General features: G+C 73.1%; 15 protein-coding genes. 8 read left to right on the top strand and 7 right to left on the bottom strand.

Annotation, left to right across the window (positions count from 1 at the left end):
• Positions 1-3: 3 nt before the first annotated feature.
• Positions 4-1,101: a family 43 glycosylhydrolase gene (locus EJF31_RS11945; protein WP_125037247.1), complete on the bottom strand. Its 1,098-nt coding sequence runs from the start codon at positions 1,099-1,101 to the stop codon at positions 4-6.
• A 130-nt stretch (positions 1,102-1,231) separates the two neighbouring features.
• Here EJF31_RS11945 and EJF31_RS11950 point away from each other — a divergent pair, with 130 nt between their 5' ends.
• The 4 genes from EJF31_RS11950 to EJF31_RS11960 all read left to right on the top strand — a co-directional run bounded on the left by EJF31_RS11950 (position 1,232) and on the right by EJF31_RS11960 (position 4,296).
• Positions 1,232-2,164 (top strand): cation diffusion facilitator family transporter, encoded by a 933-nt coding sequence (locus EJF31_RS11950; RefSeq protein ID WP_125037248.1) that lies wholly within the window; start codon positions 1,232-1,234, stop codon positions 2,162-2,164.
• A 34-nt stretch (positions 2,165-2,198) separates the two neighbouring features.
• Complete coding sequence (locus EJF31_RS11955; protein ID WP_125037249.1) at positions 2,199-2,399, top strand: hypothetical protein; 201 nt, start codon at positions 2,199-2,201, stop codon at positions 2,397-2,399.
• Positions 2,400-2,449: 50 nt separating this feature from the next.
• Positions 2,450-2,596 (top strand): hypothetical protein, encoded by a 147-nt coding sequence (locus EJF31_RS21860; RefSeq protein WP_185736221.1) that lies wholly within the window; start codon positions 2,450-2,452, stop codon positions 2,594-2,596.
• 371 nt (positions 2,597-2,967) lie between these two features.
• The gene (locus EJF31_RS11960) at positions 2,968-4,296 is read left to right on the top strand and encodes an HNH endonuclease signature motif containing protein (protein WP_185736222.1); all 1,329 of its coding nucleotides are present in this window, start codon (positions 2,968-2,970) and stop codon (positions 4,294-4,296) included.
• A 3-nt stretch (positions 4,297-4,299) separates the two neighbouring features.
• On the opposite strand, the gene EJF31_RS11965 is transcribed toward EJF31_RS11960, so the two are convergent.
• The 4 genes from EJF31_RS11965 to EJF31_RS11980 are packed head-to-tail and all read right to left on the bottom strand — an operon-like array spanning position 4,300 to position 8,840.
• Complete coding sequence (locus tag EJF31_RS11965; protein ID WP_125037251.1) at positions 4,300-6,093, bottom strand: sugar phosphate isomerase/epimerase and 4-hydroxyphenylpyruvate domain-containing protein; 1,794 nt, start codon at positions 6,091-6,093, stop codon at positions 4,300-4,302.
• Positions 6,093-6,968: a shikimate dehydrogenase gene (locus EJF31_RS11970; RefSeq protein WP_125037252.1), complete on the bottom strand. Its 876-nt coding sequence runs from the start codon at positions 6,966-6,968 to the stop codon at positions 6,093-6,095. The genes EJF31_RS11965 and EJF31_RS11970 overlap by 1 nt, the downstream gene beginning before the upstream one ends.
• Positions 6,949-7,422, bottom strand: a complete 474-nt coding sequence (locus EJF31_RS11975) for a type II 3-dehydroquinate dehydratase (protein ID WP_125037253.1) — start codon at positions 7,420-7,422, stop codon at positions 6,949-6,951. Before EJF31_RS11975 ends, EJF31_RS11970 begins: the two co-directional genes overlap by 20 nt.
• 20 nt (positions 7,423-7,442) lie before the next feature.
• Complete coding sequence (locus tag EJF31_RS11980) at positions 7,443-8,840, bottom strand: MFS transporter (RefSeq protein WP_125037254.1); 1,398 nt, start codon at positions 8,838-8,840, stop codon at positions 7,443-7,445.
• A 124-nt stretch (positions 8,841-8,964) separates the two neighbouring features.
• Here EJF31_RS11980 and EJF31_RS11985 point away from each other — a divergent pair, with 124 nt between their 5' ends.
• The gene (locus EJF31_RS11985) at positions 8,965-9,990 is read left to right on the top strand and encodes a LacI family DNA-binding transcriptional regulator (RefSeq protein WP_125037255.1); all 1,026 of its coding nucleotides are present in this window, start codon (positions 8,965-8,967) and stop codon (positions 9,988-9,990) included.
• Here the strand turns inward: EJF31_RS11985 and EJF31_RS11990 are convergent.
• Together EJF31_RS11990 and EJF31_RS11995 are read right to left on the bottom strand one after the other, a co-directional pair.
• A complete protein-coding gene (locus EJF31_RS11990) occupies positions 9,959-10,393 on the bottom strand; it encodes an SRPBCC family protein (protein WP_125037256.1) in 435 nt (144 codons plus the stop codon). The two genes, EJF31_RS11985 and EJF31_RS11990, sit on opposite strands and share 32 nt — an antisense overlap.
• A gap of 32 nt (positions 10,394-10,425) precedes the next feature.
• Complete coding sequence (locus EJF31_RS11995) at positions 10,426-11,757, bottom strand: hypothetical protein (RefSeq protein WP_125037257.1); 1,332 nt, start codon at positions 11,755-11,757, stop codon at positions 10,426-10,428.
• Between the two features lie 250 nt (positions 11,758-12,007).
• Here EJF31_RS11995 and pdhA point away from each other — a divergent pair, with 250 nt between their 5' ends.
• From pdhA to EJF31_RS12010, 3 genes are read left to right on the top strand one after another with little or no spacing between them, the layout of a single operon-like run.
• On the top strand, positions 12,008-13,207 hold the full coding sequence (gene pdhA / locus EJF31_RS12000) for a pyruvate dehydrogenase (acetyl-transferring) E1 component subunit alpha (RefSeq protein WP_125037258.1): 1,200 nt from the start codon (positions 12,008-12,010) through the stop codon (positions 13,205-13,207).
• Complete coding sequence (locus EJF31_RS12005) at positions 13,207-14,187, top strand: alpha-ketoacid dehydrogenase subunit beta (RefSeq protein WP_125037259.1); 981 nt, start codon at positions 13,207-13,209, stop codon at positions 14,185-14,187. Before pdhA ends, EJF31_RS12005 begins: the two co-directional genes overlap by 1 nt.
• 10 nt (positions 14,188-14,197) lie before the next feature.
• The gene (locus EJF31_RS12010) at positions 14,198-15,670 is read left to right on the top strand and encodes a dihydrolipoamide acetyltransferase family protein (protein WP_125037260.1); all 1,473 of its coding nucleotides are present in this window, start codon (positions 14,198-14,200) and stop codon (positions 15,668-15,670) included.
• The last annotated feature ends 18 nt before the right edge of the window (positions 15,671-15,688 follow it).

Genomic DNA, 15,688 nt, shown 5'->3' on the forward strand with positions numbered 1-15,688 from the left:
TCCTCAGCGGGGGTGCAGGAAGCCGCGGACCTTCGGGGTGCCGCGCCGCGTCCAGCGCAGGTGCGCGGCGTAGAGCGACCGCTGGGGGTGCATGCCACGCGACCGGTTGATGTGGAACGACGGCGGGCACGGCAGGTGGCCCCAACACGTCCAGCCGTGGAAGAACACCAGCGGCAGCTCGTGCTTGCGGGTGACGACGTCGGCGCCGCCGGGGCCGCAGACGCCCATCCGCGAACGCCGCAGGAGCAGGTGCGGGCGGCGGTGGCTCCAGTGGAGCAGGCGGTGCGACCGGCGCCAGGTGGTCCGGTAGTGGCAGCCGCCGTAGAAGCCCTCGGACGTGAACAGCACGAAGTGGTGGTGGCGGCGGACCAGCACCGGGTTCTCGATGATACCGCGGGCGCGGACCAGCTGGCGGCTGTGCGCGTGGCGGGCCACGCGGGCGCCCCGGCTGGTCAGGCGCACGATCCGGATGCTCGAGGGGTAGCCCTGGGTCTTGTAGAGCAGGTAGCGGCTGCCGCCGGCGCCGCGGAACCCGGAGGGGTCGATGACGCCGGAGTGCGGCATGTGCCGGCCGCGGTGCCGCAGCTGGTCCCAGGCCCGCGGGGCGTCGGCGCCGCGCGGGCAGACGAGCGGACGTCGGCCGACGGAGCGGAACGTGCCGAGCGCGGTGTGCGAGGTGGCCACGCCGATGCAGCGGGCGCCGCGGCCGAGGCCGTGCACCGGGGCGGAGTAGTAGAGCAGCCAGCGGTGCCGGACCTTGACCATGTCGGAGGCCCAGATCTCCTGGGACACGCTCCAGCGGGGCAGCTTCAGCATCGCGCGGCGCCGCATCGTCCACGGGCCGGTCGGGCTGGTGGCGGTCGCGCGCGGCGCGCCCCGGCCGGTCGACACGGCGACGTACCCGCCGCCGTACGGCGTCACCGACGGGTCGGCGAAGCCGCGCTGGTGCAGCAGCGGGTGGGCGCGCAGCGGGCGTTCGGTCGAGGGTCGCGCGCTCGCGCCGGACTCCAGTCCGGTCGCCAGGAGCGCCGCCAGGATGATGATGATCGTCGTCGCCAGAAGTGCACGACGGGCCGGAACGGCCCCGTTCCCCCACTGCATGTGCTGCCGTCCCCAGTGTTGCTGTGCTGATGCCGAGGGCAGAAGGATCACCCGAGACGGGCGGGCTGTCGCGCGAATCGCCGAGTCGAGACAATGGTGTGACCAACGGGCGGATGAGGGGGGTACGTCGATGGGCGCCGGCCACGACCATGCTCACGGCTCGGGGCACGTCGCCGGTCGCGCCGAGGACCGCGGGCGGCTGCGCCTGGTCCTCGGGATCACCCTCGCCGTGCTCGTCGTCGAGCTCGTGGGCGCCTGGGTCGCCGGCTCGCTGGCGCTGCTCGCCGACGCCGGCCACCTGGCCACCGACGCTGCCGCCATCGTGCTCGCGCTGGGCGCCTCGCTGGTGGCGACGCTGCCGGGCGGGCCGCGCTCGACGTTCGGCTACCACCGCGCCGAGATCATCGCCGCGCAGCTCAACGCCCTGGTCCTGCTGGGGGTCTGCGGCTACCTCGCGTACGCCGGCGTGGCCCGCCTCGTCGACCCCCAGACCGTTCGCGCCGGGCCGATGATGGCCTTCGCGGCGGTCGGCCTGGTCGCCAACGGCGTCGCGATGTCGATCCTCGCCGGGTCGACCACCGGCTCGCTCAACCTGCGCGGCGCGGCCACCGAGGTCCTCGCCGACCTCGTCGGGTCGGCGCTGGTGCTGGCCGCGGGCGCGGTCATCTGGTTCACCGGCTTCCAGCGCGCCGACCCGCTCGCCTCGCTGTTCATCGCGGTGCTGATCCTGCCGCGCTCGGTGGGGCTGCTGCGGGAGTCCACGTCGGTGCTCCTCGAGATCGCCCCGGCCGGGCTCGACCTCGCCGACGTACGCCGACACCTGCTCGAGGTCCCCGGCGTCGTCGACGTCCACGACCTGCACGCCTGGACGATCACCAGCGGCATGCCCAGCCTGTCGGCCCACGTGACCGTCACCGACGCGGCCCTCGACGAGCACGGGGTCGGCGCCATCCTGGACCGGCTCTGCCACTGCACCGCCGAGGTGTTCGACGTCCGGCACGCGACGTTCCAGGTCGAGCCGGTGAGTCACCGGGAGCACGAGGACCTCGGCGAGGCCCACTGACGCGCTCGTGTCGGCGGTCGGGGATCATCGACCGGTGCGCGCTCTCGAGACCAACTTCCTGGTGCCGGACGGGCCCTTCCTGCTCCTGCTGGTGGTGCCGCTGGTCTTCCTCCTGATCCTGCCGCTGGGCCAGGCCCTGCACCGCGGCCGGCTCGGCTGGGCCGTCGCGATCGTGCTGCTCTCGCCGTGGGCCGGGATCTGCTGGTGGCTGTTCGGGCGGCGTGCTTCCGCCTGAGCCGGTGTGGCGCCCCGTCGCCGTCCGCGCCGGGTGGAATCATCGGGGCCGTGGGTGACATGGACTGCGACAACTGCGGCGCGACGATGCGGTGGGAGACCTCCCACTCGCGGTGCGACCGCTGCGGCTACATCCGGCCGTGCTGCGAGGGCGCGCCGGTGAGCGCGAGCTGCGTGGTGCCGACCGCCGCTGGTTGAGGTGCGAGGAGCGCCAGCGACGAGCCTCGAAACCCTGTGAGCCGGGAATCGGCCTCGTGCCGCACGGTTCCTCAGGTCGGTGGCTGGGGCGCCCGCGCGCGTAGCCGACCGTCTCCCGGCGTCCAGGACCTCCGCTTCGCTCCGGCCGCTGCGCGGCGGCCTTCGGCCGTCCTTGACCCCGGGACCCGGACGGTCGGCTGGGCGGCGCGCTGCCGGCACGGGCTCCGCCCGCGCCGCCCGCATGCGCGGGCGCCCGGAGCGTGATCCGTGCGAAGAAAGTTTCGAATACTGTCTCGCATGGTGGAATATCCGCAGGTCAACGGGCCGGGACTGTCGGTGGGCTCTGGTTGAGTCAGGTCATGGAGCAGCCGATGCCTTCCCTCACCTCACCTGCGGGTGTGGTCGCGGACGCGGGCGGGCTGCTGGCCTCGCTGGGCGAGGTGTTGTGGGCGGCGCGGGGGTCGCACGAGCTGGTCGGGACGCTGGAGGAGCTGGAGACGGTTCGGTCGCAGCTGGCGGCGGTGGAGCTGGCGGTGCTGGCCGAGATCGACGCCCGCCAGGTCGCGAAGACCGAGCTGGGCTGGGGGTCGACGGCCGACTGGTTCACCCACCTGGCGGGGCTGTCCCGACGTGAGGGCCACCGGATGGTCCGGCACGCGGTCGCGCTGGCCGACCGCCCCGCGACCCGGGCGGCACTGGCGCAGGGGGCGGTGTCGCCGGAGCAGGTCGGGGTGGTCCTCGACGCGGTGGACAAGCTCCCGGCCGCGGAGACGGTGCGGGCCCGGGGCGAGGCGGTGCTGCTGGAGGAGGCGGGGCGGCTCAACGCCGCCGACCTGGCGAGGGCCGCGCGGCACCTGGTCGAGGTTGCCGACCCCGAGCGGGCCGAGCGTGAGGCGGAGCGGGCGCTTGACCGCGACGACCGGGCCGCGCACCTGGGCCGGTTCCTGGCGATCACCGAGGACGGCGCGGGCGGGGTCCGGCTCAAGGGCCGCGGCACCGTGGAGGACGCGGCGGTGCTCAGGGCGGCGCTGCTGCCGTTGACCACCCCGGCCCCGGCCATGGACACAGGGATGGATCCCGAGACGTGTGAGGAGGGCCGGGATCCCCGCGACCACGGCGCCCGGATGTGGGACGCCCTCGTGGCCATCGCCCAGCACGCACTGGACACGGATCTGCCGCCGGAGTGCCACGGCGCCCGGCCCCGGGTCGCGGTCACCACCAGCCTGGACGTGCTGCGTGGCCGGATCGACTGGGCCACCCTCGGCACCTGTGGTGCCGGGACCACCGAGGACGGCCTCGAGCTCGCACCGTCGGTGGTCCGGCGGTTGGCCTGCGACGCCGAGATCATCCCGGTCGCGCTGGGCGGGCAGGGTGAGGTCCTCGACGTGGGGCGGACCTGCCGTCTGGTCACCCCGGCGATCTGGAAGGCCCTGGTCTGCCGGGACCGGCAGTGCGCGTTCCCGGGCTGCACCCGCCCGCCGGTGATGTGCCACGCCCACCACATCGTGCACTGGGCCGACCACGGCCCCACGAAGCTCGCGAACCTCGTGCTGCTCTGCGGCCACCACCACCGGGTCATCCACCACACCCCCTGGCAGGTCCGGCTCAACCCCCACGACGGCAGACCCGAGTTCCTCCCACCACCCAAGCGTGGCCGACCGGCAACCCAGTGGATCCGCAGCAGACCCAGGCGGGAGTGAGCCTCAGCCCTGCGCCGCCAGCCGCACGTGCGTGTTGGCCGATCCGTAGCCGTCGTACCCACCCCGCCGCTCGAGCAGTTCGACGTAGAAGCCGGTCTCCAGCCACGCCGTGTAGGCGTGGAGCAGCTCGCCGCCGTGCGCGTCGCGGTCATAGAGCAGGCCGTGCTCGCGCAGCGACGCGAGCAGCTCCGGCGCCAGGGCGAAGCGGGCGTCGAGGTCGACGTAGTAGTTGTCCGGCACCCGCATCATCGGCACGCCGTTGGACCGCAGCGCCCGTACGCCGGCGGCGACGTCGTCACACCCGAACGCCACCTGCGTGACGCCCAGTCTCGGCGCCGATCCCGCCCGCACGTCCTCGACGTTCAGCACGACCCGCAGGTCGCCCTCGGCCGGCCGCAGCGCCCGGCTGCGCAGCCGGCCCTGCGGCTCCATGAACTCCTCGACGGCCCCCGGCGTGAGGTCGAGGACGGTGCGCAGGAAGCCGATCTCCTCGTTGAGCTGGGTGGCGGGTACGCCGATCCCGACGTGGTCGATGCCGCGCCAACCGTCAGGGGCGGCACCCGTGGGCTCGAAGTCGTGCTGCCAGTCGTCCTCCCCGGCCGCCGCGCTGACGAAGACGTGCAGCCCCGATGGGGACGTGATGCCGGGGAGCAGCGCCTCGCCCGTGCCGCGGGTCCGGTCGACCTCGGGCCACAGCAGCGCCTTGGCGCGGGCGCCCACGGCCTCGACCGGCGGGGCGACGAGGCCGAGTGCGCAGGTGCCGGCCGGCTGGGATCCCGACTCGTTGACGACCACGTGCGCGTCGCCGTGGCGCCACCAGGTCACCGGCTTGCTGCGGTGCCGGCCTGCGATCACGAAACCGAGGCCCGTGAGCAGGTTCGGCACGATCGGCGAGGCCGAGGCCATCTCGAGGAAGGCGGCGTCGACCCGCGGCGCGGGCGGCGGTGCGGCAGCAACCATGTTGGCCGCGGGTTCGGTTGCCAGCTCACCGCTGACCTGGTCCTCGAGGAAGAGCAGCGACCGCATCGCGTCGCGGGCGGTCTCGACGGGGTCCGTCTCGCGGACCACGTCGCTGAACACCTCGAGCGACAGCGGGCCGTCGTAGCCGGCGGCGAGCGTGGCCGCCACGACGCCGGTGACGTCGAGCGTGCCCTGCCCGGGGAAGCAGCGGAAGTGCCGGCTCCACTCGAGCACGTCCATGTCGAGCAGCGGCGCGTCCGCGACCTGGAGGAAGCCGATGCGGTCGCCCGGGATCCCGGCCAGCGCCGATCCGTCGTCGCCGCGCGCGAGCATGTGGAAGGTGTCGACCGCCAGCGTCACCGCCGGGTGGTCCGCCGCCACGACCGCGTCCCACGACTGGCCGACCCGGTGGACGTGACGCCCCCAGGCAAGCGCCTCGAAGGCGATCGTCACGCCGTGCTCGGCGGCCAGGACGCCGAGTCCGTGCAGCTGCGACGCCAGCAGGTCCGGGTCGGCCGGCGCACCCGGCAGCACGGTCGAGCAGACCAGCACGGTCGAGGTGCCGAGCCCGGCCATCACGCCGAGCTTGGTGCGGAAGCGGTGCAGCGCCGCGTCGTACGTCGCGGGGTCGATGCCCGCGACGTCGCGCACCGGCTGGAACAGGTCGATGGCCAACCCCAGGTCGGCGCAGCGGGCGGCGACCTCGCGAGGGCTCAGCGCGGAGGCGATCAGGTCGTTGTCGAAGACCTCGATCCCGTCGAAGCCGGCGGCCGCGGCCGCCGCCAGCTTGTCCTCCAGCCTCCCGCTCAGCGAGACCGTCGCGATGCCCCGGCGCATCAGGCGGCCGTGCCCGTCAGCTCGGCGAAGTGCCGGGCGATCCGCTCGGCGTCGGGCACTCGGCCGGTGAAGTACTCGAACGCCCCCACCGCCTGGTGCACCGCCATCCCGCCGCCGGGCACGACCCGGCAGCCCCGCTCGCGGGCCAGCCGGACGAGCTCGGTCTCGAGGGGGAAGTAGACGACGTCGGAGACCCAAAGGCCGTCGTGGACGAGCCGCCCCGGCACGGCCATGCCGGGGTGTCCGAGCATCCCGATCGGCGTCGCGTTGACCAGGCCCTGCGCATCGGCGAGCGCCCGCTCGAGGTCGCGGACCGCGGTGACCCGCTCGTCGCCGAACCGCTTCGCGAGGCGTACGGCGCACGCGTCGGCGCGCTCCGGGTCGCTGTCCAGGACGGCAACGTGCTCGGCCCCCTGCTCGAGCAGCCCGTAGCCGACCGCCACGCCCGCGCCGCCGGCGCCGACCAGGACGGCCCGGTCCTCGACCCGGTCGGGCAGCACCTGGCGGAACGCCCGGCCGTAGCCGGACCAGTCGGTGTTGCGTCCGAGCATGCGGCCGTCTCGGAACACCACGGTGTTGACGGCGCCGAGGTCGGCCGCGTCGTCGGACAGCTCGTCGAGCAGCGGCACGACCGCCTGCTTGAAGGGGTGCGTGACGTTGAGGCCGTCGAAGCCGAGCCGTCGCGCCCAGCTCAGCAGGTCGGGCAGGTCCTCGACGCCGAAGCCCATCCGGTCGGCGTCGAGCAGCCGGTAGCTCAGGTGCAGGCCGCTCTCGCGGCCCTCCCGCTCCTGCATCGCCGGGGTCAGTGAGGCGCCGATGCCCTGGCCGACGAGGCCGAGGAGGTAGCTGTGCCGCTCAGGCGCGGGCGAGGTCATGGAGCTGCCTTTCGGAGCAGAGGGAGGAGCAGAGGGCGGCGACGTGGCGGACGGCGTAGGCATAGCCGTCCGGCCCGCAGCCGGCGATGACGGCGTCGGCGACGCCCGAGACGTACGACGTGTGCCGGAACGGCTCGCGCGCGTGGATGTTGGTGAGGTGCACCTCGACGACCGGCCCGGGGACCGTCGCGAGGGCGTCCCGCAGGGCGATCGAGGTGTGGGTCAGCCCGGCGGCGTTGACGACGACGCCGGCCGACCCCCGGGCGGCCTGGACCTGGTCGACCAGGACGCCCTCGTGGTTGGTCTGGTGGAAGTCCACCCGGTGGCCCAGCCCGGCCGCGGTGCGGTGGCAGAGCTCCTCGACGTCGGCCAGCGTGGCGGTGCCGTAGAGGGCGGGCTCGCGGGTGCCGAGCAGGTTGAGGTTGGGTCCGTTGAGGACCGTGATCGTGCCCATGACGACGACCGGTGACCGGGTCAGACCGCCGGGACGGCGACGCGGGCGTCGACGGGCGCGGTACGCCGGCCGATGTCGCGGGTCGCGACCCGGTGTGTGTTGTTCGGCCCGGACAGGACCGCGATCGCCGAGACGACGCAGGCGCCTGCGGCGAACGCCGCGACCTTCCACCAGTTGCCGGCCTCGCCGGCCATGATCCAGCCGGCGATGGTCGGGGTGAAGCCGGCCAGGGCGAAGCCGAACTGCGTGCCCACGGCCATGCCGGACAGGCGGACGCTGGTGGGGAAGTACTCCGCGTAGGTGGCGGGCCAGACCGCGTTGGGCATCGAGTAGACGACGCCGGCCAGCGCGACACCGAGCACGAAGACCAGCGGGGTGTTCCCGGTCGAGATCGCGCCGAGGAAGGCCGTGACCAGGACGGCCGTGCCGATGAGGCCGGTGACGAAGACCGGCTTGCGCCCGATCCGGTCCGAGAGCCGCGCCCAGAAGGGGATGGTGCCGATCGCGACGAGGTTGGCGACGATCGCGAGCCAGAGCATGGCGGTGGAGCTGATGCCGACGCCGTAGTCGTCGGAGGTGGCGAAGTTCAGCGCAAAGACCTGGAAGGTCGTGTTGACCATCGCGATGAAGGCCGCGAAGAAGACCCGCAGCACGCCGCGCCAGTGGTGGCGGAAGAGCAGCCCGAGCGGCGTGTGCGACGCGGCGGTGGTGATGTCGGACCGCTGGTCGGTCGCGGACTGGGCCTCGAACTCGGGGGTCTCGTCCAGGCTGCGGCGGATCTTGAGGCCGGCGAAGACCACGATCGCGCTGACCCAGAAGGGGATCCGCCACCCCCAGGCGAGCAGCTGGTCCTCGGACAGCACGGCCGCGAGCGGCAGGAACACCGCCGGCGCCAGCACCTGACCGCCCTGCGTGCCGCTGAGGGTGAAGCTGGTGAAGAACCCGCGCCGGTCGTCGGGCGCGTGCTCGAAGGACATCGAGTTGGCGCCGGCCTGCTCGCCCGCGGCGGAGAGGCCCTGGAGCAGGCGGAGCAGCACCAGCAGCGCCGGGGCGAGCAGCCCGACCTGCTTGTACGTCGGGAGGCAGCCGACGAGGAACGTCGAGATGCCCATCAGGAGCAGGGTGCCGACCATGACCTTCTTGCGGCCGAGCCGGTCGCCGACGTGGCCCATGAAGAACGAGCCGATCGGGCGGGCGACGTACGCGACGCCGAAGGTGGCGAAGGCGGCGATCGTGGCGGCGGAGTCGTTGCCCTCGGGGAAGAAGACCTTGGGGAAGACCAGGGCGGCCGCGGTGCCGTAGATCGCCAGGTCGTAGTACTCCAGGGCGCTGCCGCTCCAGGCGGCGAGGGCGGCCTTGCCGGGTGTGCGGCGGCGCGTCGGCTCGAGGCCGGCCTGCTGGTGGTCCGTGGTGGTCATGGCACCTGTCCTTCGATGGTCACCCTGCTCTGCCAGGGGGGATGCCGTCGAGTGTTGGAGTGGCCGCCGTCACATGGCAAGCGTTTGCCATTATTTGCCACACTGGGGCCATGAGGCACCTGCGATGACGCCCGGGCAGCCCCGCCGACGGGCCACGATCACCGACGTGGCCGAGGCGGCCGGCGTGGCCGCGTCCACGGTGTCGCGGGCCTTCACCCGCCCCGGACGCGTCAACCACGCGACGCGCGAGCACGTCCTGGCGGTCGCCGAGGAGCTCGGCTACACCCCCAACCCCGCCGCCCGGGCGCTCGAGTCCGGCCGCACCAACACGCTCGGCCTGCTCGTCCCCGACATCACCAATCCCTACTTCGCCGGCGTGATCAAGGGCGCCGAGCGGGCGGCGACAGCGGCCGGGCTGACGCTGGTGCTGGGTGACACCCAGGAGAACCCGGCCACCGAGGAACAGCTCGTACGACGCCTCGGCCCGGCCGTGGACGGCTTCGTGCTGAGCGCCTCACGGCTGCCGGACGACGAGCTGCGCCGGGCCGCTGAGCTCTGCCCGATCGCGCTGATCAACCGGGCCACGCCGGGCGTCGCGTGCATCGTGGCCGACTACGACACCGGCACCCGCCAGATCGTCGACCACCTCGCGAGCCTGGGCCACCGGGGCTTCGTCTTCCTCGGCGGACCGCCGGAGTCCTGGTCCGGCGCCTGTCGCTGGTCGGGACTGCGGGCTGCGGCGGAGGCCCACGGCATGGTCGCGACCCGCTTCGGCCCCTACGCGCCGACCCTGGCCGGCGGTCCGGCGGCCGCCGACGCGGTGCTCGCCTCCGAGGCCACCGCCGTCGTGGCGCACAACGACATGCTGGCGATCGGAGTGATGCGGCGGCTCGCGGAGCGGGGCGTCGACGTGCCCGGCCAGGTGAGCGTGGTGGGCTTCGACGACATCTTCGGCGCCGACTTCTGCAACCCCGCCCTCACGACGCTCGCCGAGCGCACCGAGGACGCCGGAGCCCGCGCGATCGAGGCGCTGGTGCAGCAGGCACACGCGCGGATCGAGCATCCGGCCGCGCGGGTGCTGCCGACGCAGCTCGTGGTGCGGGCCTCGACGGGCCGGGTCAGGCGCGCGTCGCCGCGGCGCCGAGCTTGACCAGGGTCTCCTCGATGGCGCGCTGGTTCTTCTCCGGGTAGCCCAGCAGCCGGAACGCCAGCCGTCCGGCCGCGGGGTAGCGGCTGTCGTCCCAGGTCTCGGTGACGCGGGTGCCGCCCTCGACGGGCTCGAGCTCGTAGCGCCAGCGGTGCAGCCCGACGTGGCGCCACGCGATCAGCCGGCCCTCCTCGAACTCCACCACCCGGTTGCGGATCCGGTAGGGCACCCCGCGGTGCATGTCCATCCCGAAGCGAGCGCCCAGGCTCAACCGTTCGGGACCCGAGATCGAGGCCAGGACGGTGCCGGAGCCGTCGATCAGCGGGTGCTGCCGCGGGTCCGCGAGGATCGCGAAGATCGCCTCGGCCGGGGCCGCGATGGTGGTGCTGGCCTGGACGGTGCTCATGCCCCGACGGTAGCCCCCGGTCGATCGGGCGCTCAGCCGGTCGGCGGGGCCGTCGGCGACTCGGTCGGGAAGTCGCGGCCGCCGTCCTTCGACGGCGTGGTGGCCGGCAGGAAGAGGGCGGTGCCGTCGTAGAGCAGCACGCCGCCCCAGTCGTTGAGCGCCATCGGGGCGCCGCCGGTGTCGCCCGCGACGTCCTCGCCGGTGACCCCGTCGAGCACCACGCCCTGGCCCGAGTCGAGCAACCCGTAGACCAGGTTGCCGCGGACCGCCGTCACGATCGGTGCGAACCGGTTGGCCGTGGGCAGCGACCACACGCGCCGGTCGGACGCGAGGTCCCAGCCCACCACCCGGTCGGTGTCGCCCTGGTCGTTGTCGGCCAACGTGCAGACGGTGACGGTGCCGGCGGTCGGCGTGCAGGACCAGTCCCAGGCGGTGGCCGGGACCGGCTTGGAGGGCGTGCCGTCGGCCAGCTGCAGCCGGGTGACGGTGGCGTCGGGGAAGACGTTGTCGTCGCGGGCGATCGTCACCGCGTCGTCGGTGGTGCCCACGGCGGTGGCGCCGAGCGTGCCGGGCAGGGCGGCCCACTGGCGCCGGCCGGTCCGCAGGTCGAGCGCCTCGATGCGTCCGGCCACCTCGGTCGTGCCGGTGTCGACGACGACCAGGTCGTCGGTCGCGGCGAGCACCTGGGCGGGGCGGGCCTGCCAGGGGCGGGCCCGGTTGGCCAGGTCGACCACGACGACCGTGTGGCTGCTGCCGGCGCCCGGCACCCACGAGTCGAGCACGACGCGGTCGCCCTCCACGCCGGCGATCCGGGCCGTCGCGTCGCTCGCGGAGCCGCCGGGGTCCTGCGGCAGGGTGGCCGTGACCGTCTCGGCGATCTCGCCGGTCTCGAGGTCGAAGCGCTGCACGGCGTAGTGCTCCCGGCCGACCGCGGTGCCCGACCCGGCGTCGGTCGAGACCTCCAGCGTGTAGCCGATGCCCGCCGGCGGGTCGGTCCACAGGTCGGTGAAGCGGTCCTCGGCCGCCGACAGGGAGTACGCCGTGTCGAGCTCGGGCAGCGACCGCGCGATGACCGTCGAGTCGGTCATCGTCAGCACGACGTCGCGGCCGACCGCGGCGGTGCGCACGCCCTCCTCGGGGAAGCGGCGCTGGTCCTTCTCGGCGAAGGCGATCGGCGCGCTCGTCGGCGAGGCCGAGGCCACCGGGCCGGTCGGGCTCACCGAGGGGCCGCCGGGGTGGGGCCGTGCGGCCGGGTCCTTGATGAGGCTGCAGCCGGAGAGGCCGCTCGCCAGGCCGGTCGACAGGGCGAGCGCCACGAGCGTCGTACCGATGAGGGAACGGGTGCGCAGGGTCCTGCTCGCCACCGCTCCACTCCCTTGCTGCTCGCTCGCTGCTCGCCGTGCTGTGCCGGGCCAACGATAGGGGCCAACGATAGGGGGAGGACGCCGGATTGGCGGCCCGACCGGGACCCCCGGTAGGTTGGGCGGTGCACGATGTGGTGCCGATCACAGCAGCTTTCGAGACGCTGGGGTGTCACGTCGTGACGCCCTCAATCAGTTGGACCGGGCACGACGGCGGACCACCCCCTCGCCCGTCACCCCCGGTTCCTGCGGCATGCGGAGACCCCGCGGAGCCGGTGACCTCGAAGGAGAGCACGTGACCCAGCAGCCAGGCTTCGGCCCCGACCTGGTGGAGGTCTTCGGACCCTCCCAGCGTGACGGTGGCCCCGACCTCGTCCAGCTCCTGACGCCGGAAGGCGAACGGGTTCACCACCCGGAGTTCGACCACGACTTCTCCGCCGAGGACCTGCGCGGCTTCTACCGCGACATGGTCCTGACCCGGCGGATCGACACCGAGGCCACCGCGCTGCAGCGCCACGGCGAGCTCGGCATCTGGGCCCAGCTGCTCGGCCAGGAGGCCGCCCAGATCGGCGCCGGCCGCGCGCTGCGCCCGCAGGACTACGTCTTCCCGACCTACCGCGAGCACGGCGTCGCCTACTGCCGCGGCGTCGACCCGCTCAACCTGCTGGGCCTCTTCCGCGGTGTCGACCACGGCGCGTGGAACCCCAACGACAACAACTTCGGCCTCTACACGATCGTGATCGGCGCGCAGGCGCTGCACGCGACCGGCTACGCCATGGGCATCCAGCGCGACGGCGACGTCGGCACCGGCGACCCCGAGCGCGACGCGGCCGTGATCGCCCACTTCGGTGACGGTGCGTCCTCGCAGGGCGACGTCAACGAGGCGTTCATCTTCGCGGCGTCCTACAACGCTCCGGTCGTGTTCTTCTGCCAGAACAACCAGTGGGCGATCTCCGAGCCCATCGAGCGCCAGACCCGCATCCCGCTCTACCAGCGCGCCCTGGGCTTCGGCTTCCCGGGCGTCCGCGTCGACGGCAACGACGTGCTGGCGACGTACGCCGTCACGCAGGCCGCGCTCCAGCGTGCCCGCGACGGCCAGGGCCCCACGCTGGTCGAGGCCTACACCTACCGCATGGGTGCGCACACCACGACCGACGACCCGACCCGCTACCGGCTCAGCGACGACGTCGAGCACTGGAAGCTCAAGGACCCGATCGCCCGCGTCGAGGTCTACCTCAAGCGCAACGGCCTGGCCGACGACGCGTTCTTCGACGGGGTGAAGCAGGAGGCCGACGAGCTCGGTCACCACCTGCGCGAGGGCTGCAAGGCGCTGCCCGACCCCAAGCCGATGAGCATGTTCGACCACGTCTACGCCGAGGAGACCGAGGAGCTGCGCGTGCAGCGCGAGGGCTACGCGGCGTACCTCGAGACCTTCGAAGGAGCGCACTCCTGATGAGCACCAAGATCACGCTCGCCAAGGGCCTCAACATGGGGCTGCGCAAGGCGATGGAGGATGACCCGAAGGTCCTCATCATGGGTGAGGACGTCGGCAAGCTCGGCGGCGTCTTCCGGATCACCGACGGCCTGCAGAAGGACTTCGGCGAGGACCGCGTCATCGACAGCCCGCTCGCGGAGTCCGGCATCGTCGGCACCGCGGTCGGCATGGCGCTGCGCGGCTACCGCCCGGTCGTGGAGATCCAGTTCGACGGCTTCGTCTACCCGGCCTACGACCAGATCGTGTGCCAGGTCGCGAAGATGCACTACCGCTCCAAGGGCCGCTCGAAGATGCCGATGGTCATCCGCATCCCGTTCGGCGGTGGCATCGGCGCGGTCGAGCACCACTCGGAGTCGCCCGAGGCGCAGTTCGCGCACACGCCCGGCCTCAAGGTCGTCGCGTGCTCCAACCCGGTCGACGGCTACTGGATGATCCAGCAGGCCATCGCCTCCGACGACCCGGTGATCTTCCTCGAGCCCAAGCGGCAGTACCACGCCGACAAGATGGACCTCGACGAGTCGGTGCAGCCCGAGCCGCTGTTCACCTCGCGCGTGGTCAAGCAGGGCACCGACGCCACCGTGCTGGCCTACGGCCCGATGGTGAAGACGGCGCTCAAGGCCGCCGAGGCCGCCGCGGGCGAGGGCAAGTCGCTGGAGGTCATCGACCTGCGCACGCTCTCCCCGCTGGACATGGGTCCGGTCTTCGAGTCGGTGCGTCGCACTGGCCGCGCGATCATCACCCACGAGGCGCACGTCAACCTCGGCATGGGTGCCGAGGTGTCGGCCCGGATCACCGAGGAGTGCTTCTACTCCCTGGAGGCGCCGGTGCTGCGCGTCGGCGGCTTCGACACGCCGTACCCCGCCTCGCGGATCGAGGAGGACTTCCTCCCCGACCTCGACCGGGTGCTGGACGCCGTCGACCGCTCGCTGGCCTACTGAGGAGCCCTGCATGTCTGAGTTCAAGCTGCCCGACGTCGGCGAAGGCCTGACCGAGGCCGAGATCGTGGCCTGGAAGGTCAAGGTCGGCGACGTCGTCGCGATCAACGACATCATCGTCGAGATCGAGACCGCCAAGTCGCTGGTCGAGCTGCCGTCGCCGTTCGCCGGCACGGTGCTCGAGCTGATGGTGCCCGAGGGCGAGATGGTCCCCGTCGGCACGCCGATCATCTCGATCGGCGACCCGAACGCCGCCGCCGCGGCGCCGGCCGCCCCGGCCCCGGCCGCGAGCACCCCGGCGCCCGAGATGGAGATCGACCTGTCCAACCCCGCCGCCAGCGGTGGCGGCGAGGGCGAGAGCCTGGTCGGCCGCAACAAGGCCGACCGCGGCCCGATCCGTCGTGCCCGCAAGGGCTCGGCGTCGCCCGCGACCGAGGCCGGCGCCAACACCCAGCTGCAGCTGCAGGGCGCCTTCGCGCCCGGTGGCGCGCAGAGCGACGAGGTGATCGCGGCCGACGAGACGCCGGTCCCGGCCACCTCGGCCCGCACCCCGCAGCCGGCCAGCGAGTTCGTGCCGGCCGCCGCGACCACCCCGGGTGCCGCGCGTGCGCTGGCCAAGCCGCCGGTGCGCAAGCTGGCCAAGGACCTCGGCGTCGACCTCGCCTCGCTGGTCGCCAGCGGTCCCGGTGGCACCGTCACGCGTGGCGACGTCGAGGCGGCCGCCTCGGGCGCGACGTCATACGCGTCGGCTGCCCCGGCAGCCACCTCGCATGACGTCCGGCCCGGCCAGCGGGAGACCCGCGAGCCGATCAAGGGCGTCCGCAAGATGATGGCGCAGGCGATGAGCCAGTCGGCCTTCACCAGCCCGCACGTCACCGAGTGGATCACCGTCGACGTGACCGCCACGATGGAGTTCGTCGACCGGCTGAAGAAGCGGCGCGAGTTCAAGGACGTCAAGGTCAGCCCGCTGCTGGTGCTGTCGCGTGCGGTGATCCTGGCGATGCGCCGTACTCCTGAGATCAACTCGTTCTGGGACGAGGCGGCGCAGGAGGTCGTGCTCAAGCACTACGTCAACCTCGGCATCGCGGCCGCGACCCCGCGCGGGCTCGTCGTCCCGAACGTCAAGGACGCCGACAGCCAGTCGCTGCTCGAGCTGGCGGGTTCGCTCAACCAGCTCACGGCCACGGCCCGCGAGGGCAAGACCCAGCCGGCCGAGATGAGCGGCGGCACGTTCACGATCACCAACGTCGGCGTCTTCGGCGTCGATGCGGGCACGCCGATCATCAACCCCGGCGAGTCGGCGATCCTGTGCTTCGGCGCGGTCCGCAAGCAGCCGTGGGTGGTGGACGACGAGATCGTCGCCCGCCAGATCACGACGCTGGCGCTGTCCTTCGACCACCGCCACATCGACGGTGAGAAGGGCTCGCGCTTCCTCGCCGACGTGGCCGGCATCCTCGAGGATCCCGCCTCCGCGCTGCTGTTCTGAGGTCGAGTCGATGCTCCT

The sequence above is a fragment of the Nocardioides sp. LS1 genome, assembly GCF_003865225.1.
Taxonomy (GTDB): Bacteria; Actinomycetota; Actinomycetes; order Propionibacteriales; family Nocardioidaceae; genus Nocardioides; species Nocardioides ginsengisegetis.

What these genes read in the sequence shown, in the direction of transcription:
- EJF31_RS11945 (WP_125037247.1), bottom strand. Translation starts at nt 1,101, where the DNA reads ATGCAGTGGGGGAACGGGGCCGTTCCGGCCCGTCGTGCACTTCTGGCG.
- EJF31_RS11950 (WP_125037248.1), top strand. Translation starts at nt 1,232, where the DNA reads ATGGGCGCCGGCCACGACCATGCTCACGGCTCGGGGCACGTCGCCGGT.
- EJF31_RS11960 (WP_185736222.1), top strand. Translation starts at nt 2,968, where the DNA reads ATGCCTTCCCTCACCTCACCTGCGGGTGTGGTCGCGGACGCGGGCGGG.
- EJF31_RS11965 (WP_125037251.1), bottom strand. Translation starts at nt 6,093, where the DNA reads ATGCGCCGGGGCATCGCGACGGTCTCGCTGAGCGGGAGGCTGGAGGAC.
- EJF31_RS11970 (WP_125037252.1), bottom strand. Translation starts at nt 6,968, where the DNA reads ATGACCTCGCCCGCGCCTGAGCGGCACAGCTACCTCCTCGGCCTCGTC.
- EJF31_RS11975 (WP_125037253.1), bottom strand. Translation starts at nt 7,422, where the DNA reads ATGGGCACGATCACGGTCCTCAACGGACCCAACCTCAACCTGCTCGGC.
- EJF31_RS11980 (WP_125037254.1), bottom strand. Translation starts at nt 8,840, where the DNA reads ATGACCACCACGGACCACCAGCAGGCCGGCCTCGAGCCGACGCGCCGC.
- EJF31_RS11985 (WP_125037255.1), top strand. Translation starts at nt 8,965, where the DNA reads ATGACGCCCGGGCAGCCCCGCCGACGGGCCACGATCACCGACGTGGCC.
- EJF31_RS11990 (WP_125037256.1), bottom strand. Translation starts at nt 10,393, where the DNA reads ATGAGCACCGTCCAGGCCAGCACCACCATCGCGGCCCCGGCCGAGGCG.
- pdhA (WP_125037258.1), top strand. Translation starts at nt 12,008, where the DNA reads ATGCGGAGACCCCGCGGAGCCGGTGACCTCGAAGGAGAGCACGTGACC.
- EJF31_RS12005 (WP_125037259.1), top strand. Translation starts at nt 13,207, where the DNA reads ATGAGCACCAAGATCACGCTCGCCAAGGGCCTCAACATGGGGCTGCGC.
- EJF31_RS12010 (WP_125037260.1), top strand. Translation starts at nt 14,198, where the DNA reads ATGTCTGAGTTCAAGCTGCCCGACGTCGGCGAAGGCCTGACCGAGGCC.